Origin of the sequence: Tepidimonas alkaliphilus, from assembly GCF_007556595.1 — a bacterium.
In the GTDB taxonomy this organism is placed as follows: Bacteria; Pseudomonadota; Gammaproteobacteria; order Burkholderiales; family Burkholderiaceae_C; genus Tepidimonas; species Tepidimonas alkaliphila.
In genome coordinates, this window is the sequence record NZ_VJNB01000002.1 from 111,352 (window position 1) to 128,419 (window position 17,068).

Consider the following 17,068-nt stretch of genomic DNA (forward strand, 5'->3'; position numbering starts at 1 on the left):
CACAGAGGCGGACGGTGGTTGCGATGACGTCAAGGATACAACAGCCCGGTGGCTGCACTCAACGCCCCGATCGCAAGCCCAGCCGTGCGTGCCCCGCGCGCAGCCAGCGGTGCAGCCGTGCCCGCAGGGCTTTGAGACCGTAGTCGGCGCGCGCCAGCTCTTCCTGCCAAAGCTCGCGCCATTGCGAGTCAAAATCCGCCGGCGGCAGCTCCAGGTGGCATTCGCTTTCGCCGGCCAGCTGCGCCACGGTAGCGCCCGCCTTGCGCGCGATGTGCAGCATGGCGGCGTTTTCGCTCAGCGCGTGGATGTAGAGCAGCCGCACGCCGTGGTTGCGCGCATGCAACAGCGCGCGCGCAAACAGCCGCTGGCCGTAGCCGCGCCCGCGCGCGTGCGCACTGACGCTGACGCCGAACTCCGCGGCCTCGCTGCCGCGCCCCGGCGTGACCATGTAGGCCAGGTGCGCCATCGCGATCAGCTGCAGCCGCCGGTTGAAGATGCCAAACACCTCATCCAGCCCAAACCGCAACCCCTCGACGTAGCGGCGAATGTGCTCATCTTGCGCAGCGTAGCCAAAGCGCAAGTAGCGGTCGCGCTCGTCCAGCGACAGCAAGTGCTGCAGGACGGCCTGGCGGTCGCTGGCTGCCAGCGTGCGAATGGGCGCCAGCCCCCAGCGCCGCCACGGCGGGGCGGTTCGTTGCGGCGGCAAGGCCACGGCAATGCTGTCCATGACCCGGACTTTACCGCAAGCGCCTATTTCAAACTAGGGTTTTCCCTTATTTCCGCACGAAGCTTGGGGCCGAGCGCTCAAGCACCAGATCGCACGCACAAGGTGGCGGAGTGCGCAGCCCGAATCGACCCGGGCGCCCTTGCACCACAATCAGCCATCCTCAGCCGAAGCTGCATCGGCGGGGCTTTGCCATCCCTGTCGCTCCACTGCGTCAGCGGTTCCCCCGCCCTGCCCGCCGGTCTGCGCGTATTCGAGCGCGGCTGGCTGTCGGCCAACAACGTGCTGTGCGAGGGGCCGCAGGGCACGGCGCTGATCGACGACCTGTGCGCCGGCGGCGCCGCGCGGCGGGACGGCGACGCGCTGATCGACGCCGGCTGAGCGTGGGCACAACGGCTCAGCCGTGGCCGTCGCACCAGCCGGCTTCCTCCAGGCCCGGCAGCGCGGTGAAGGCCTGCTGGATGCGCTCGCTCCAGCCGACGCGCAGGCGCTGGAAGTACGGGTCGTCGGCCTCGATGCGGCGCAGGCAGGCCAGCCGCAGCTCGTCGCGCCGCAGGATCGCCAGGTCCAGCGGCATGCCCACCGACAGGTTGGACTTCAGCGTCGAGTCCATCGAGATCAGCGCGCACTTGGCCGCCTCCTCCAGCGGCGTGTGGTGGCGGAAGACGCGGTCGATGATCGGCTTGCCGTACTTGGACTCGCCGATCTGGAAGTACGGCGTGTCGGGCGTGGCCTCGACGAAGTTGCCGGCGGCGTAGACGTTGAACAGCCGCGGCGGCTCGCCGGCGATCTGGCCGCCGAAGATCAGGCTGACGTTGAAGTCGATGCCGAAGGCGCGCAGCGACTCGGCGTCGCGCCGGTGCACCTCGCGCACGCAGTCGCCGACGTGGCGCGCGGCCTCGAAGAGGTTGGGCGCGCGCAGCAGGCTGTCGCCGTCCTGCGCCATGCGCTCGTGCAGCAGCGTCACCACCGACTGCGTCACCGCCAGGTTGCCGGCCGACAGCAGCACCATCACCCGCTCGCCGGGTCGCTCGAACACCGCCATCTTGCGGAAGGTGTTGATCTGGTCCACGCCGGCGTTGGTGCGGGTGTCGGAGAGGAACACCAGCCCGGCGTCCATCAGCATGCCCACGCAGTAGGTCATCGTCGTCTTTCGGTCGGGGTCGGGAAGGTCGGGCACGTTCCTTGCAAAGACCGGGCCACGAGGTGAATCATGAACGAGCTGTGGCGCGACTATCAGGGGGCGGGATTCTATGACGAGCTGATCGGCCCGGACGGGCAGCCACGGCCGGCGGCGCGCGCGCTGCTGGAGCATCTGGCGCGGCTGCCGCCGGCGGAGCTGGCGGCGCGCCGACGGGCGGTGGATGCGGCCATCATGGCCGCCGGCATCACCTTCACCGTCTACAGCGATGCCGGCAACATCGACCGCGCCTGGCCGTTCGACATCGTGCCGCGCGTGCTGGCGCTCTCGGAGTGGCGCCGCATCGAGGACGGGCTGCGCCAGCGGCTGCGCGCGCTCAACCTGTTCATCGACGACCTCTACAACGCGCAGCGCATCGTGCGCGACGGCGTCCTTCCAGCCGAGGTGCTGGCCGGCTCGAAGAATTTCCGCGCCGCCTGCCGCGGGTTTTCGCCCCCTTTTGGGGTGTGGGCGCACATCTGCGGCACCGATCTGGTGCGCGACCGCGATGGCACCGTCTACGTGCTGGAGGACAACCTGCGCGTGCCCTCCGGGGTGTCGTACATGCTGGAAAACCGCCAGCTGATGAAGCGGCTGTTTCCGGAGCTGTTCCGCGCCAGCGACATCCTGCCGGTGGACGACTATCCCGAGCGGCTCTACGAGACGCTGGCGGCGCTGTCGCCGCGGCAGGGCAGCCGGCCGGTGATCGCGGTGCTGACGCCGGGCGTCTACAACTCGGCCTACTTCGAGCACTCCTACCTGGCGCAGAAGATGGGCGCGGTGCTGGTGGAAGGCAGCGACCTGACGGTGCAGGCCGACGACTGCGTCTACATGAAGACGGTGGCCGGGCTGCGCCGCGTGGACGTGATCTACCGCCGCATCGACGACGACTTCCTCGACCCGGAGGTGTTCCGCCCCGATTCGGTGCTCGGCGTCCCCGGTTTGATGCGCGCCTGGCGCGCCGGCCACGTGGCCATCGCCAACGCACCGGGCGCCGGCGTGGCCGACGACAAGGTGGTCTACGCCTACGTGCCGCAGATCATCCGCTACTACCTCGGCGAGGAGCCGATCCTGCCGAACGTGCCGAGCTGGCTGTGCATGGATCCCGAGCAGTGCGACTACGTGCTGGCGCACCTGGACGAGCTGGTGGTCAAGCCGGCCAACGAGTCCGGCGGCTACGGCATGCTGATCGGCCCGCGCGCCAGCGCGGCCGAGCGCGCGCGCTTCGCCGAGCGGATCCGCGCCAACCCGCGCAACTACATGGCGCAGCCGACGCTGACGCTGTCGACCGCGCCGACCTGGATCGACGATCACCTGGAGCCGCGCCACGTGGACCTGCGCCCGTTCGTGCTGCAGGCGCGCGAGCTGCACGTCACCACCGGCGGGCTGACGCGCGTGGCGCTGCAGGCCGGCTCGCTGGTGGTCAACTCGTCGCAGGGCGGCGGGGCCAAGGACACCTGGATCGTCGACACCGGGGCCTGACCCCCCTTGAGGAGCACCCCATGCTGTCCCGCGTCGCGGAAAACCTCTACTGGATGGCGCGCTACCTGGAGCGCGCCGAGAACACCGCCCGCTTCATCAACAGCGTCACGCAGATGCTGCTGGATCTGCCGCGCGGCGCCTCGTTCGGCTGGGACGTGCTGCTGAAGGCCGCCGGGCTGGACGAGCTCTACGCCTGGCACCACGACACGGCCGAGGAGGACGCGATCATGCACTTCCTCATCGCCGACGAGCGCAACCCCAGCTCCATCGTGGCCAGCGTGCAGCGCGCGCGCGAGAACGCGCGCACCTTCCGCGAGGTGCTGCCGATGGAGATCTGGGAGCGCATCAACGCGCTGCACCTGTTCGTGCGCGAGCAGGCGGCGGCGGCCTGCGACGGGCGGCGCGCGCGCTGGGAGCTGCTCAACGGCGTCGTCGAGCGCCAGCAGTCGGTGGTCGGACTGCTGGAGGGCTCGATGAGCCGCGACCTGGCGTGGCAGTTCATCGCGCTGGGCCACCAGCTGGAGCGCGCCGACATGACCACGCGCATCCTGGACGTCAACTCGGCGGTGCGGTTGCCGGAGGATCCGGCCGGCGCGCAGATGGCGCGCGAGCGCCTGTGGCTGTGCACGCTGCATGCGCTGTCGGCGCTGCAGATGTACCGCCAGCACGTCGGCGTGCGCGTGCAGCCGGAGGCGGTGCTGCGCTACCTGACGCTGGATGCGCGCTTTCCGCGCGCGGTGGCGCACTGCCTGGGCGAGCTGGAGACGGGGCTGGCGCAGCTGCCGGACTTCCAGGGGCCGCTGGCGGTGGCGCGCGCGCTGTGGCGCCGGCTGCGCGCGCTGGAGCGCGACGAGGCGGCGCTGGGCGCACTGCACGCGCGCATGGACGGCATCCAGCGCGACCTGGCGGCGCTGCACGACGCGCTGGCGCGCCAGTACTTCTGGCGCCACCAGGCGCCGGCCGCGCCCTGAGCGGCGGCCGTCACAGCCCCAGCATCAGGCGCAGGTTCTGCACCGCCGCGCCGCTGGCGCCCTTGCCGAGGTTGTCCAGCCGCGCCACCAGCAGCGCGTGGCGGTGGCCGTCGTGGCCGTAGACGCGCAGCTCCAAATGATCCTGCCCCGCCAGCGCCACGGCGTCGAGCCGCCCGTCGGCGGTCGGCGGCAGCACGCGCACCCAGGCGCTGCCGGCGTAGTGCGCCGCCAGCGCCGCGTGCAGGTCGGCGGCGCGCACCCGGCCCGGCAGCAGATCCAGATGCAACGGCAGCTGCACCAGCATGCCCTGCGGAAAGTTGCCCACCGACGGCACGAAGATCGGCCGGCGCTTCAGGCCGGTGTAGGCCATGATCTCCGGCAGGTGCTTGTGCTCCAACCCCAGCGCATACAGCTCGAACGCCGGCGCGCGACCAGCCTCGTAGGCTTCGATCATCGGCCGGCCGCCGCCGGTGTAGCCACTGACGCTGGGCAGGCACAGCGGGGTGTCCGGCGGCAGCAGGCCGGCGTCGATCAGCGGGTGGATCAGCGCGATCGCCCCCGTGGCGTAGCAGCCGGGGTTGGCCACGCGCTCGGCGCGGCGGATCGCCTCGGCCTGCCCCGGCGCCAGCTCCGCAAAGCCGTACACCCAGCCCGGCGCCACGCGGTGCGCGGTGGAGGCGTCGATGACGCGCGGGGCGTGGCCGGTCTCGGCGCGCAGCGCGTCGATCAGCGCCACCGACTCGCGCGCGCCGTCGTCGTGCAGGCACAGGATCACCAGATCGGCCTGCGCCATCAGCGCACGCTTGGCCTGCGGATCCTTGCGCTGCGCCGGGTCGATCGACAGCAGCTCCAGCCCCGGCAGCCCCTGCAGGCGCGCACGGATCTGCAGTCCGGTGGTGCCGGCCTCGCCGTCGATGAAGATGCGGTGCATGGTGCAGGGTTCTCCGGAGGGTAGCGGGCGCGGGCGAACGCGCGCCAAGCCGGTGCGCGCCGCCTTGATGGTTGTCAGTTCCGCTTCAGGTTGGTGCAGCGCACCATGATACAGTTTTGCCGTTTGGCCACCCAACGGACGGACAACAGCCCATGAAAATCCACGAATACCAAGGCAAGGACATCTTACGGCAGTTCGGCGTGCCGGTGCCGCGGGGCATTCCGGCGTTCACGGTGCAGGAGGCAGTGGAGGCCGCGCAGAAGCTCGGCGGCCCGGTCTGGGTGGTCAAGGCCCAGATCCACGCCGGCGGCCGCGGCAAGGGCGGCGGCGTCAAGCTGGCGCGCAGCATCGACGAGGTGCGCGAGCTGGCCGGCAAGATGCTGGGCATGCAGCTGGTCACGCACCAGACCGGCCCCGAGGGGCAGAAGGTGCGTCGCCTCTACATCGAGGAAGGCGCCGACATCGGCAAGGAATACTACGTCTCGGTGCTGACCGACCGCGCCACGCAGAAGGTGGCCATCATCGCCTCCAGCGAAGGCGGCATGGACATCGAGGAGGTGGCGGCCAGGACGCCCGAGAAGATTGTCAAGGTGTTCGTGGATCCGCTGGCAGGTCTGACGGATGAGCAGGCGCGCGAGCTGGCGCGCGGCATCGGCATGGAGGGCGCCACCGCCGAGCAGATGGTGGGGCTGCTGAAGAACCTCTACCGCTGCTACATGGAGACCGACGCGTCGCTGGTGGAGATCAACCCGCTCAACCGCGACAGCCAAGGCAACCTGATCGCGCTGGACGCCAAGTTCAACTTCGACAGCAACGCGCTGTTCCGCCATCCGGAAATCGTCGCCTTGCGCGATTTTGACGAGGAAGACCCGGCCGAGGTCGAGGCGAGCAAATATGACCTTGCCTACATCAGCCTGGACGGCAACATCGGCTGCCTGGTCAACGGCGCGGGCCTGGCGATGGCGACGATGGACACCATCAAGCTGTTCGGCGGCGAGCCGGCCAACTTCCTCGACGTCGGCGGCGGCGCCACCACCGAGAAGGTCACCGAGGCGTTCAAGATCATGCTGCGCAACCCCAACGTCAAGGCGATCCTGGTCAACATCTTCGGCGGCATCATGCGCTGCGACGTCATCGCCGAGGGCGTCATCGCCGCGGCGCGCGCGGTGGGCCTGAAGGTGCCGCTGGTGGTGCGCATGAAGGGCACCAACGAGGATCTGGGCAAGAAGATGCTGGCCGAGTCCGGCCTGCCCATCATCAGCGCCGACACCATGGCCGAGGCCGCCCAGAAGGTGGTGGCCGCCGCCGCCTCGGCCGCCTGAGGACGCCAACCCCGGAGCGCAAGACACCATGTCCATCCTGATCGACAAGCACACCAAGGTCATCACCCAGGGCATCACCGGCAAAACCGGCCAGTTCCACACCCGCATGTGCCGCGACTACGCCAACGGGCGCGAGTGCTTCGTGGCCGGCGTCAACCCGAAGAAGGCCGGCGAAAACTTCGAGGGCATCCCGATCTACGCCAGCGTGCGCGAGGCCAAGGAGGCCACCGGCGCCACCGTCAGCGTCATCTACGTGCCGCCGGCGGGTGCAGCGGACGCCATCTGGGAGGCGGTGGAGGCCGACCTCGACCTGGTGGTCTGCATCACCGAGGGCATCCCGGTGCGCGACATGCTGATGGTGCGCAACAAGATGAAGGCCAAGGAGGCCGCCGGCGGCAAGAGGACGCTGCTGCTCGGGCCGAACTGCCCCGGCCTGATCACGCCGGAGGAGATCAAGATCGGCATCATGCCGGGCCACATCCACCGCAAGGGCCGCATCGGCGTGGTGTCGCGCTCCGGTACCCTGACCTACGAGGCGGTGGCGCAGCTGACCGAACTCGGGCTGGGCCAGTCCAGCGCGGTGGGCATCGGCGGTGACCCGATCAACGGCCTCAAGCACATCGACGTCATGAAGATGTTCAACGACGACCCGGACACCGACGCCGTCATCATGATCGGCGAGATCGGCGGCCCGGACGAAGCCGAGGCCGCGCGCTGGTGCAAGGACAACATGAAGAAGCCCGTGGTCGGCTTCATCGCCGGCGTCACCGCGCCGCCGGGCAAGCGCATGGGCCACGCCGGCGCGCTGATCAGCGGCGGCGCCGACACCGCCGAGGCCAAGCTCGCCATCATGGAGGAGTGCGGCTTCAAGGTCACGCGCAACCCCTCCGAGATGGGCAAGCTGCTCAAGAGCCTGCTGTAGAGCACGGCGTGCAAGCGGCGTTGAAGCAGCGGCGGATGCCCGCAAGCGGCCCGTCCCGTCACGCCATTTGCAGCGCGTGACCACCCATGCCTGCGCAGCCCGCCTCCCGTTCGCTTTGGTGTTTCGCCAGCGCCTGCGAGGCCGGCCCTGGGCGGGACCATTGCGAAGATGTCATCCGGCTCGACGCCGAACTCGGTTTGGCGGTGGTGGCCGATGGGGTGGGGGGTTACCAAGCGGGAGAAGTCGCCGCCCGCATCTGCTGCGAGACGCTGCACGCCGCTCTTGCCCCAACCCACCGCGAGGCCCACAACCCGCCGGATCCGCAGCGCCTGCAAGTTGCCGTGCACGCCGCCCATCAGGCCGTGTTGCAGCGAGCCTGGCTTGACCCCACGCTGCGCGGCATGGCCACCACCGTGGTGGCGGTTTGGCTCGCGCCCGACCGCGCCGTGGTGGCGCACGTGGGCGACTCGCGAGCCTACCGACTGCGCCAAGGGCAATTGACGCTTCTCACCCGTGACCACTCGCGGGTGCAGGAAGCGCTTGACGCCGGGCGGCTGACCCCGCAACAGGCCCGCGTGTGGCCCCACCGGCATGAGATCACGCGCGCCATCGGCGTGGGCTTGCGCGTGGACATCGAGATCGGGCGATGCGATCTGCAGCCCGGCGATACGGTGCTGCTGTGCAGCGACGGCCTGACCGACGCGCTGCCCGATGAGACGCTGGCCCGGCTGCTGCGCGAAACAGGCCCTCTCGATCAAACGATCCAGCAGCTGGTGCGCGCAGCCCGCCAGGCCGGCGGATCCGACGACATCGCGGTGGTGCTGGCGCAGCGCAGGCCGGCGCCTTGCTGATGGGGATCAGTTGACTCGTTGCGGGGCGTGGCGCTGCGTCGCCGTCGCCAACAGCGCACGCAGGCGTTCGGCCTGCGTGCGCGCCGCGTCGGCGTAGTCAGCGCCCCCGGCGGCATAAAGGATGGCGCGCGATGCATTGACGATCACCGGCCCGGTCGTTCGCCCCGTCGCGTCGCCACGCCAGCCCGCCCTGACAGCGGCTACCGCATCGCCGCCCTGCGCACCGACGCCCGGCATCAACAGCGGCACGGTCGGGGCGATCGCGCGCACACGCTCGATTTCCTGCGGGTAGGTGGCGCCAACCACGAGCCCCACCTGGCCATGGCGGTTCCACGGCCCTTGCGCCAACGCCGCGATGTGCTCAAACAGCCGCGGCTGCCCCGGCACGTCGGCCAGGCGCTGCGCCTGCAGGTCGTCGCCGCCGGGGTTGCTGGTGCGGCACAACAAAAACACCCCCTTGCCGGGGTAACGCAGGTAGGGCTCGACCGAGTCGAAGCCCATGAACGGCGACAGCGTCACCGCATCGGCCCCGTAACGCTCAAACGCCTCCTTAGCATATTGCTCGGCGGTGCTGCCGATATCGCCGCGCTTGGCGTCCAGGATGATCGGCACCTCGGGAGCGGCCACGCGGATATGCGCCAGCAGCCGCTCAAGCTGCCCCTCCGCCCCGTGCGCGGCAAAGTATGCGATTTGCGGCTTGAACGCGCAGACGAGGTCGGCGGTGGCATCCACGATGGCCGCGCAGAAATCAAACAGATGTTCCACGCGACCACGCCAGCGCCCGGGCAACCGCGCCGGGTCGGGATCCAACCCCACGCAAAGATACGTTTGGTGGCGCGCTTGCGCGTGCAGCAGCATGTCAAGGAAGATCATGATGGCATTGTAGAAGGGGCTACCATGCGGACATGTCTTCGAACCCCTCGGCTGATGCCGGCAGCCCGCAGGCGCTGCGCGCGCGCTATGGTCCGCGTTACCGCTGGTGGCTGCTGTTGTCAGTGATGATGGGCACGGTGGCGGCGCTGATGTCCTCCACCGTCATCAATGTGGCGATTCCTGACCTAAGCCGCCATTTTGGGCTAGGGCAGGATGCAGCGCAATGGGTCAGCTCCGGCTTTATGGCGGCCTCGGTGATGGCCATGCTCACCACGCCGTGGCTGTTGGCGCGCTGGGGCTTTCGGCGCACCTATGCGGTGGCGATGGCGCTGCTGGCGGCTGGCGGCGTGTTCGGCGGGCTGGCGGATCGGTATGCCTGGGTGCTGGCGGCGCGGCTTGCGGAAGGCTTGGCCGCTGGCGCGGTGCAGCCGATTCCGGCGATCATCATCATGCGCGCGTTCGAACCGCACGAGCAGGGTCGCGCCAGTGGCGTGTTCGGCATGGGGGTGGTGCTGGCGCCCGCCCTGGGGCCCAGCCTCGGCGGGATGCTGGCCGACCACGGAGGCTGGCGATCGCTGTTCTTTCTGGTGGTGCCGTTTGCGGCCTTGTCTTGGGCGCTGGCGCGGCGTTTTGTGCCGACGACCGCGCCCGGTGGCATGCCTGCACGGGCTCGTTTGGCGCTGGATGGCCTCGGCTTGGGGTTGGCGGGCAGCGCCACTTTGGCACTGCTGCTGGGGCTGAGCGCACTGCATGCGGGCCCGCCCAAGCGCGCTGCGGCGCTTCTGGGGCTGGCCGCGCTGCTGGTGGTTGCCTTTGTGGCGTGGCAGCAGCGCCGCGCGCGCCTCGGCCATCCGCAGCCGCTGTTGTCGTTGGACGTTTTTGCCCAGCGGGCGTTTGCTGCGGGCAGCATGGTTTCGTTGATCTATGGCGCGGCGCTGTTTGGATCAACCTACCTGTTTCCGGTGTATTTGCAACTGGGATTGGGATGGCCGGCCTCATCCGTGGGCGCACTGCTGCTGCCCGCGGGGCTGGCCTTGGCCCTGACAATCGCCGCCGTCGGACGGCTGGCTGACCGTCTGCCGCCGTACCGGCTGGTGGCCACCGGGCTGGCGTTGTTGACGCTGTCGTTCGTCGCCTTCGCGCTGGCGCCCGCCACCGCGCCGCTGGCCTTGCTGGCCGCATGGGCGGTGCTAGGCCGGCTGGGGCTTGGCTTGGTGCTGCCGTCGCTCAACCTCGGGGCCATGCGTGGCCTGTCCGCGCATCAGCTGCCGCACGGCTCCAGCGCCATCGGGGTGCTGCGCATGCTCGGCGGCGCCATCGGAGTTAGCCTCAGCGGCGTGTTTCTGCAGTGGCGGCTGGCGGCGCATGGAGTGGCGTCAACCGATCCGTTGCCAGCGGCTGAAAGGGCCGCGCGGCTGGCCGCGTTCGCCGACACATTCTGGCTGCTGGCCGGGATTTGCGCGCTAGCGCTGTTGAGCGCTTGGGGGTTGCGAACCCGACCTGAACCTTCATCATCAGGAAAGCGTGCAGTGCCCCTCCGACACTCAAATTGATTCCAACTGATCATGGAAGGATTTTGATGCCGTGAAGACCTCTCTCCATCCCTGGCTGCTGCTGGCGCTGGCCATCGTCGCGGAGGTCGTCGGTACGACGGCGCTGAAGGCCAGCGACGGGTTCACGCGCGCGCTGCCCTCGCTGGTGGTGGCGGCGGGCTACGGCCTGTCGTTCTACTGCCTGTCGCTGGTGCTGCGGCACATCCCGGTCGGCGTCGCCTACGCGGTGTGGTCGGGGCTTGGCATCGTGCTGATCACGCTGGCGGCGTGGTGGCTGTACGATCAGCGCATCGACGCCGTCGGCCTGTTCGGCATGGCCCTCATCATCGCCGGGGTGCTGGTGCTGAACCTGTGGTCGCGCGCCGGCGGCGGGCACTGAGCGCGGCCGCGGCGGCGGCCACGCCCACGGCGTCGGCCAACCAGTCGAGCGGGTCGCCCTGGCGCCAGCCGCTGGCCTGCTGGGCCAGCTCGACGGCGGCGCCGTGCGCCAGCAGCGCCGCGGCCACGGCCGCCCACGGCGCGCGCGGCCAGCCGGCCCACGCCAGCAGCGCGAGACCGGCGTAGGCCAGCGCGTGCTGCGCCTTGTCCCAGACGTCGAAGGCGACCTGCGGCAGGTGGCGCGGCGGCAGCAGCGACAGCACCGTCACCGCCAGCAGCGCGGCAGCAAACATCAGCCGCAGTCGGTTCGGGCACATGCTCATACCTCGGCTTGCGCCCCCTTCGCCGCCACCACCGCTTCCAGCGCTTCGATGAAGCGCGTCGCCACGTCGTAGCCGGTTTGTTGCGCAATCTCCTGAAAACACGTGGGGCTGGTGACGTTGACTTCGGTCAAGTATTCCCCGATGATGTCCAAGCCGACCAGCAACAACCCCCGCGCCGCAAGTCGGGGCCCGAGCGCCCGCGCGATGGCCCAGTCGGCTTCCGACAGCGGCTGGGCGACGCCGCGCCCGCCGGCGGCGAGGTTGCCACGCACCTCCCCGCCCTGCGGGATGCGCGCCAGGCAAAACGGCACTGGTTCGCCGCCGATCACGAGCACGCGTTTGTCGCCCTGGGCGATGGCGGGAACGAACCGTTGCGCCATGACGGTGGTGCGACCATGCTGCGTAAGCAGCTCGACGATGGCGCCGAGGTTAAGGCCGTCGGGCCCAACCCGAAAAATACCGCGTCCACCCATGCCATCCAAGGGTTTGAGGATGATGTCGCGGTGCTCGGCGTGGAAGGCGCGGATCGCCTGCGTCGAGCGCGTCACCAGCGTCGGCGGCGCCCACTCCGCAAACTCCATCAGCGCCAGCTTCTCGGGATGGTCGCGCAGCGCTGCCGGGCGGTTGAAGACGCGCGCGCCCTCGCGCTCGGCCTGCTGCAGCAGGTGCGTGGCGTAAAAATACTCCGCATCAAACGGCGGATCCTTGCGCATCAGCACGGCATCAAAATCGGCCAGCACCACGCTGCGCGGCGCGTCGCACCGATACCAGGGCTGCCCGCTGCCAGTCAGATGCACGGCAGTGGCGACTGCCGAAACGCACCCGCCCCGTTGCCAGCTCAGGTCGGCGGGCTCACACGCCCACAGCGCATGGCCGCGTGTGGCCGCTGCGCGCATCATGGCGTAGGTGGAGTCTTTGGCGATGTTGAATTGTTCCAGCGGATCGGCCACAAAAAGCAGCTTCATGGTTGTCAGCAGGCGCTGGCCTGCCCTCATTTGGAATCGCCCGATCGGGCCAAGCTCTGGCCAAGTTCGATTTGCGAACCCAGCTCCACCACACGATTGGCCGGCAGGTGCAAAAAGTCAGCGGCCGAGGCGGCGTTGCGATGCAAACTGGAAAACAGCTTTAGCTGCCATCCCGCCAAGCCATGCACGGCCACCGGAATGATTTTCTCCCACGACAAGAAATACGAGGTCTCCATGTCATCCAGCCGGATACCGCGATCGCGCAACAGCGCCAGCGCCTGCGGCACATCGGGGTCGTTTTTAAAGCCAAAATGCAACACCACCTGCCAACAGTCGCGCCCGAGCGGCTCGACCTCCACGCGCTTGTCAAAGCCAATCCACGGCACTTCATGATGGCGCACGGTAACAAACAAATTGGTTTCGTGCAGCACTTTGTTGTGCTTGAGGTTGTGCAGCAAAGCGTGGGGGGTGCTGCCTTTTTCGGCGTGGAGAAACACCGCGGTGCCCGGCACCCGCACCGGCGGGCTTAAAAAGACGGAGTCCAAGAAGGCCGGCAGATCGATCGTCTCCTGGCGCAACCGCTGGCTGAGCAGCTCGCGTCCCCGCTTCCAGGTTGTCATGAGACCCAACATCAACGCGCCGATGACCAGCGGAAACCAACCTCCATCCAACACTTTGACGGCGTTGGCCGCCAGCAGCGCGCCATCCAACGCCAGAAAGCAGCCGGTGGCGGCGACGCACAGCAGCCAAGGATAGCGCCAGGCATACCGGATGACAAAAAAGGCCATCACGGTGGTGATGAACATGTTGAGGGTCACGGCAATGCCGTAAGCGGACGCCAACTCGCTGCTGGAGCCAAACACCGCCACCGCCACCACCACGCCGGCGTAAAGCGCCCAATTGACCAGCGGCAGATAAATCTGGCCTGCCGCGCGCGCCGAGGTGTGGATGATGCGCAGCCGCGGCAGGTAGCCCAATTGAATCACCTGCTTGGTAACCGAAAAAGCCGCCGAAATCAACGCCTGCGAGGCAATGACGGTGGCCACGGTAGCCAGCAACACCAGCGGCGCCAACGCCCATCGCGGGGCCAGCTCGAAAAACGGGTTATCGATGTCTTGCGGATGGGCCAGCAGCAACGCGCCCTGGCCAAAATAATTCAGCACCAGCGCCGGCATGACCCAACCAAACCAAGCCAGCCGGATCGGACGGCGCCCAAAATGGCCCATGTCGGCGTAGAGGGCCTCCGCGCCGGTGACGCACAGCACGATGGCCGCCAGCGCTGCAAACGCCACCGCCGGCTGCTCAATGACAAACCGCCACGCATGATGCGGACTGAGCGCCGCCAGCACCTGCGGGTGCTGCACGATGGGGCCCAACCCCAGCGCCGCCAGCACCGCAAACCACAGCAACATCACCGGCCCGAACAAGGCCCCTACGCGGGCGGTGCCGTGTTTTTGCAGCGCAAACAGCGCCGTCAGCACCGCCAGTGTCAGCGGCACCACGAAGGGTTGTAGCCCCGGGGCCGCCACCTCCAGTCCCTCCACCGCCGACAGCACCGAGATGGCCGGCGTGATCACCCCATCGCCAAAAAAGATGGCGGTGCCCAGCATCCCCAACCCCAGCAGCGCGCGCCGCAGCACGGGCCGATCTTGCACAGCCATGGAAGCCAGCGCCAGCATCGCCACCAAGCCGCCTTCGCCGTGGTTGTCGGCCCGCAGAATCAGCGTGACGTATTTCAGCGACACCACCAGCGTCAGCAGCCAAAACATCAGCGACAAGATGCCCAGAATGTGCTCCGGCGTGGCGGGCACGCGGCCCGTGGCAAACACCTCTTTGAGGGCATACAGCGGGCTGGTGCCGATGTCCCCATAGACGACGCCGAGGGCCGCCAGCGTCAAGGCGGCCAGCCTGCCACCCCGCGGCGCAGGCGTTGTGCCGTGAGCCACGGCGTCAAACCTCGGCTTCCGCCTCAGGGTCGGTGGCCTCCAGCTCGTAAGCCGCCGCCAGCATCGCCAGCCGCGCCACCACGCCGTACATGTAGAAGCGGTTGGGGACGCTGGCCCCCGGCGGGCTGCCCGGCTGCGGCTGCAGCGCGCTCTTCTCGAACGCCAGCGGCACAAAGCTCGCCCCGGGGGCGTTGAGGTTCTCGTCGACGCCGCGCTCAGCGTGCACGCGGTAGAAGCCCCCCACCACGTAGCGGTCCATCATGTAAACCACCGGCTCGGCCACGGCATCGTTGATCTGTTCGTGCGTGATGACCCCCTCCTGGATCAGTACGCCGGTGACCTGGCGGCCGTCCTTGATGATGTTCATCTTGTTCTTGGTGCGGCGGTTGAGCTGGGCCAGCTCGGCGGCGTCGCGCACCATCATGACGCCCATGCCGTAGGTGCCGTTGTCGGCCTTGACGACGACGAACGGGCGCTCCTGGATGCCGTATTCCTTGTATTTACGCCGGATGCGCGCCAGCAGCGCGTCCACCTGCGTCTGCAGGCATTCCAGCCCCTGCCCCTCGGCGAAGTTGACCTCGCCGCAGTGCGTGAACATCGGGTTGATCAGCCATGGATCGATGCCGATCAGCTTGCCGAAGCGCTTGGCCACCTCCTCGTAGGCGCGGAAGTGGTTGCTCTTGCGCCGCACGTGCCAGCCGGCGTGCAGCGGCGGCAGCAGATATTGCTCGTGCAGATCCTCCAGGATACCCGGCACGCCGGCGGAGAGGTCGTTGTTGAGCAGGATGGTGCAGGGGTCGAAGTGCTTCAGCCCAATGCGCCGCCCCTCGCGCACGATCGGCTCCAGCACGATGCGCTCGCCGCCGGGCAGGTCGATCGTGGTCGGCTCCTTGATCTCCGGGTTGAGCGAGCCGATGCGCACGTTGAGCCCCGCCGAATAGAAGATGCGCTGCAGCTGCGCCACGTTCATCAGGTAGAACGTGTTGCGCGTGTGGTTCTCCGGCACCAGCAGCAGGTTCTTGGCCTCCGGGCAGATCTTTTCGATCGCGGCCATGGCGGCCTGCACCGCCAGCGGCAGCATCTCGGCCGTCAGGTTGTTCCAGCCGCCGGGAAACAGGTTGGTGTCCACCGGCGCCAGCTTGAAGCCGGCGTTGCGGATGTCCACCGAGGTGTAGAACGGCGGCGTGTGCTCCATCCACTCCAGCCGGAACCAGCGCTCGATGACCGGGGTAGATTCGAGGATGCGCTGCTCCAGCTCGTTGATCGGGCCGGTCAGCGCGGTGACCAGGTGCGGAACCATGGGGTTGCCCTCCGCGACGGAATGCGAAGCGCCGGGCCAGCCAGCCCCGCGCGATGCGCCGATTGTAGAAAGCTCCCGTGGCCATGCCGGCGCCGCTGTCACTTCGGGTCAGCCAGGTAGCCCGGCGCGGGGCTGCGGTATAACCCATACGATGAACCGGAATCTTTGGCTGCTGGCCGCCGCGCAAGGCCTGTTTCTAACCAACAACGTCGTCTTCATCGCCATCAACGGCTTGGTGGGCCTGAGCCTGGCGCCAGCCGGCTGGATGGCCACGCTGCCGGTGATGGGCTACGTGGTCGGCGGGGCGCTGTCCACCGGGCTGGTGGCGCGCTCGCAGGCGCGCTGGGGGCGGCAGGTGGCATTCCAGCTGGGCCTGGCGGTGGCGTTCGTCTCGGCGTTGCTGGCGGCGCTGGCGCTGTGGCTGGGCAGCTTCGCGCTGCTGGTGACGGCCACGGTGGTGGCGGGCTACTACAGCGCCAACGGGCAGCTCTACCGCTTCGCCGCCGGGGAACTGGCCGCGCCGTCGCAGCGCGAGAAGGCCGTCTCGCTGGTGCTGGCCGGCGGGCTGATCGGCGCCATCGTCGGGCCGAACCTGGCCAACCACACGCGCGACGTGCTTGGCACGCCGTTCCTCGGCGCCTACCTGGCGCTGGCGCTGTTGGCGCTGCTGTCGATGGCGGTGATGGCCGGCATCCGCTTTCCGGCCGAGCCGCCGCGCCCCGCCGGGGCGGCCGCGGGCGGCCGCAGCGTGCTTGAGCTGCTGCGCGAGCCACGCTTCGCGGTGGCGGCGCTGGGCGCGGCGCTGGGCTACGGCGTCATGAACCTGCTGATGGCCGCCACCCCGCTGGCGATGCAGACCTGCGGCATGCCGTTTTCGGATGCGGCGCTGGTGCTGGAGTGGCACGTGATCGGCATGTTCGCGCCGGGCTTCGTCACCGGGCACCTGATCCAGCGCTTCGGCGTGCTGCGCATCATGGGCGTGGGCGTGCTGCTGAACGCCGCCTGCATCGCGATTGCGCTGTCGGGGCAGGATCTGCACCAGTTCCTGATCGCGCTGTTCCTGCTCGGCGTCGGCTGGAACTTCCTGTTCACCGGCAGCACGACGCTGGCGATGCAGGCCTACCGCCCGGAGGAGAAGGACCGCGCGCAGGCAGCGATCAACTTCGGGGTCTTTGCGACGATGGCGCTGACGTCGTTCGCCTCCGGCGCGCTGGTGACGACGCAGGGCTGGTGGTGGCTCAACCTCGGCTCCACGGTGCCGGTGGCGATCACCGGCCTGGCGCTGCTGGCGCTGGCGTGGCGGCAGCGCAGCCGTGGCGCGGCAGCGACGGTTTCGCTACGATAGAA

The 17,068-nt window shown here is 68.8% G+C and carries 17 protein-coding genes; 9 read left to right on the forward strand and 8 right to left on the reverse strand.

Features of this window, described 5'->3' with window-relative positions; translation table 11 throughout:
• Window positions 1–58 precede the first annotated feature (58 nt).
• Window positions 59–727 carry a GNAT family N-acetyltransferase gene (locus Talka_RS02655; protein ID WP_143889567.1) on the reverse strand — a complete coding sequence of 223 codons (669 nt, stop codon included), beginning with the start codon at window positions 725–727 and terminating at the stop codon, window positions 59–61.
• A gap of 186 nt (window positions 728–913) precedes the next feature.
• Between Talka_RS02655 and Talka_RS02660 the strand changes: the two genes are divergently transcribed.
• Window positions 914–1,105 carry a hypothetical protein gene (locus tag Talka_RS02660; protein ID WP_143889568.1) on the forward strand — a complete coding sequence of 64 codons (192 nt, stop codon included), beginning with the start codon at window positions 914–916 and terminating at the stop codon, window positions 1,103–1,105.
• 16 nt (window positions 1,106–1,121) lie between these two features.
• On the opposite strand, the gene Talka_RS02665 is transcribed toward Talka_RS02660, so the two are convergent.
• Window positions 1,122–1,868 (reverse strand): proteasome-type protease, encoded by a 747-nt coding sequence (locus Talka_RS02665; protein WP_143889569.1) that lies wholly within the window; start codon window positions 1,866–1,868, stop codon window positions 1,122–1,124.
• A 69-nt stretch (window positions 1,869–1,937) separates the two neighbouring features.
• On the opposite strand from Talka_RS02665, the gene Talka_RS02670 reads away from it, so the two are divergent.
• Window positions 1,938–3,386, forward strand: a complete 1,449-nt coding sequence (locus Talka_RS02670; protein ID WP_143889570.1) for a circularly permuted type 2 ATP-grasp protein — start codon at window positions 1,938–1,940, stop codon at window positions 3,384–3,386.
• Window positions 3,387–3,406: 20 nt separating this feature from the next.
• Window positions 3,407–4,357 (forward strand): alpha-E domain-containing protein, encoded by a 951-nt coding sequence (locus tag Talka_RS02675; RefSeq protein ID WP_143889571.1) that lies wholly within the window; start codon window positions 3,407–3,409, stop codon window positions 4,355–4,357.
• A 10-nt stretch (window positions 4,358–4,367) separates the two neighbouring features.
• On the opposite strand, the gene argC is transcribed toward Talka_RS02675, so the two are convergent.
• Window positions 4,368–5,288 carry an N-acetyl-gamma-glutamyl-phosphate reductase gene (gene argC, locus Talka_RS02680; RefSeq protein ID WP_143889572.1) on the reverse strand — a complete coding sequence of 307 codons (921 nt, stop codon included), beginning with the start codon at window positions 5,286–5,288 and terminating at the stop codon, window positions 4,368–4,370.
• A 152-nt stretch (window positions 5,289–5,440) separates the two neighbouring features.
• Between argC and sucC the strand changes: the two genes are divergently transcribed.
• The 3 genes from sucC to Talka_RS02695 all read left to right on the forward strand — a co-directional run bounded on the left by sucC (window position 5,441) and on the right by Talka_RS02695 (window position 8,383).
• The gene (gene sucC / locus Talka_RS02685) at window positions 5,441–6,610 is read left to right on the forward strand and encodes an ADP-forming succinate--CoA ligase subunit beta (protein ID WP_143889573.1); all 1,170 of its coding nucleotides are present in this window, start codon (window positions 5,441–5,443) and stop codon (window positions 6,608–6,610) included.
• Window positions 6,611–6,638: 28 nt separating this feature from the next.
• The gene (gene sucD, locus Talka_RS02690; RefSeq protein ID WP_143889574.1) at window positions 6,639–7,532 is read left to right on the forward strand and encodes a succinate--CoA ligase subunit alpha; all 894 of its coding nucleotides are present in this window, start codon (window positions 6,639–6,641) and stop codon (window positions 7,530–7,532) included.
• Between the two features lie 86 nt (window positions 7,533–7,618).
• Complete coding sequence (locus Talka_RS02695; protein ID WP_143889575.1) at window positions 7,619–8,383, forward strand: PP2C family protein-serine/threonine phosphatase; 765 nt, start codon at window positions 7,619–7,621, stop codon at window positions 8,381–8,383.
• A gap of 6 nt (window positions 8,384–8,389) precedes the next feature.
• On the opposite strand, the gene pyrF is transcribed toward Talka_RS02695, so the two are convergent.
• Window positions 8,390–9,256 carry an orotidine-5'-phosphate decarboxylase gene (gene pyrF / locus Talka_RS02700; RefSeq protein WP_143889576.1) on the reverse strand — a complete coding sequence of 289 codons (867 nt, stop codon included), beginning with the start codon at window positions 9,254–9,256 and terminating at the stop codon, window positions 8,390–8,392.
• Between the two features lie 32 nt (window positions 9,257–9,288).
• On the opposite strand from pyrF, the gene Talka_RS02705 reads away from it, so the two are divergent.
• Window positions 9,289–10,809, forward strand: coding sequence for an MFS transporter (locus Talka_RS02705; protein WP_143889577.1), 1,521 nt, complete (start codon window positions 9,289–9,291; stop codon window positions 10,807–10,809).
• A 31-nt stretch (window positions 10,810–10,840) separates the two neighbouring features.
• Complete coding sequence (locus Talka_RS02710; protein WP_143889578.1) at window positions 10,841–11,188, forward strand: DMT family transporter; 348 nt, start codon at window positions 10,841–10,843, stop codon at window positions 11,186–11,188.
• Here Talka_RS02710 and Talka_RS02715 read toward each other — a convergent pair.
• From Talka_RS02715 to gshA, 4 genes are read right to left on the reverse strand one after another with little or no spacing between them, the layout of a single operon-like run.
• On the reverse strand, window positions 11,133–11,504 hold the full coding sequence (locus Talka_RS02715; RefSeq protein ID WP_246100538.1) for a VanZ family protein: 372 nt from the start codon (window positions 11,502–11,504) through the stop codon (window positions 11,133–11,135). The two genes, Talka_RS02710 and Talka_RS02715, sit on opposite strands and share 56 nt — an antisense overlap.
• Window positions 11,505–11,506: 2 nt before the next feature.
• Window positions 11,507–12,475 carry a glutathione synthase gene (gene gshB / locus Talka_RS02720; RefSeq protein ID WP_143889579.1) on the reverse strand — a complete coding sequence of 323 codons (969 nt, stop codon included), beginning with the start codon at window positions 12,473–12,475 and terminating at the stop codon, window positions 11,507–11,509.
• A 26-nt stretch (window positions 12,476–12,501) separates the two neighbouring features.
• Entirely contained in the window at window positions 12,502–14,382 is a 1,881-nt protein-coding gene (locus tag Talka_RS02725) for a potassium transporter Kup (RefSeq protein WP_342781037.1), read from the reverse strand.
• A 43-nt stretch (window positions 14,383–14,425) separates the two neighbouring features.
• Window positions 14,426–15,721, reverse strand: coding sequence for a glutamate--cysteine ligase (gshA, locus tag Talka_RS02730; protein WP_143889581.1), 1,296 nt, complete (start codon window positions 15,719–15,721; stop codon window positions 14,426–14,428).
• Window positions 15,722–15,872: 151 nt separating this feature from the next.
• Between gshA and Talka_RS02735 the strand changes: the two genes are divergently transcribed.
• Window positions 15,873–17,066 carry an MFS transporter gene (locus tag Talka_RS02735; RefSeq protein ID WP_143889582.1) on the forward strand — a complete coding sequence of 398 codons (1,194 nt, stop codon included), beginning with the start codon at window positions 15,873–15,875 and terminating at the stop codon, window positions 17,064–17,066.
• Window positions 17,067–17,068 lie beyond the last annotated feature (2 nt).

Coding starts and splice junctions, on each gene's coding strand:
- Talka_RS02705 (WP_143889577.1), top strand. CDS start 9,289: ATGTCTTCGAACCCCTCGGCTGATGCCGGCAGCCCGCAGGCGCTGCGC.
- Talka_RS02675 (WP_143889571.1), top strand. CDS start 3,407: ATGCTGTCCCGCGTCGCGGAAAACCTCTACTGGATGGCGCGCTACCTG.
- sucD (WP_143889574.1), top strand. CDS start 6,639: ATGTCCATCCTGATCGACAAGCACACCAAGGTCATCACCCAGGGCATC.
- Talka_RS02695 (WP_143889575.1), top strand. CDS start 7,619: ATGCCTGCGCAGCCCGCCTCCCGTTCGCTTTGGTGTTTCGCCAGCGCC.
- gshA (WP_143889581.1), bottom strand. CDS start 15,721: ATGGTTCCGCACCTGGTCACCGCGCTGACCGGCCCGATCAACGAGCTG.
- Talka_RS02655 (WP_143889567.1), bottom strand. CDS start 727: ATGGACAGCATTGCCGTGGCCTTGCCGCCGCAACGAACCGCCCCGCCG.
- Talka_RS02715 (WP_246100538.1), bottom strand. CDS start 11,504: ATGTGCCCGAACCGACTGCGGCTGATGTTTGCTGCCGCGCTGCTGGCG.
- argC (WP_143889572.1), bottom strand. CDS start 5,288: ATGCACCGCATCTTCATCGACGGCGAGGCCGGCACCACCGGACTGCAG.
- Talka_RS02735 (WP_143889582.1), top strand. CDS start 15,873: ATGAACCGGAATCTTTGGCTGCTGGCCGCCGCGCAAGGCCTGTTTCTA.
- Talka_RS02670 (WP_143889570.1), top strand. CDS start 1,938: ATGAACGAGCTGTGGCGCGACTATCAGGGGGCGGGATTCTATGACGAG.
- pyrF (WP_143889576.1), bottom strand. CDS start 9,256: ATGATCTTCCTTGACATGCTGCTGCACGCGCAAGCGCGCCACCAAACG.
- Talka_RS02665 (WP_143889569.1), bottom strand. CDS start 1,868: ATGACCTACTGCGTGGGCATGCTGATGGACGCCGGGCTGGTGTTCCTC.
- sucC (WP_143889573.1), top strand. CDS start 5,441: ATGAAAATCCACGAATACCAAGGCAAGGACATCTTACGGCAGTTCGGC.
- gshB (WP_143889579.1), bottom strand. CDS start 12,475: ATGAAGCTGCTTTTTGTGGCCGATCCGCTGGAACAATTCAACATCGCC.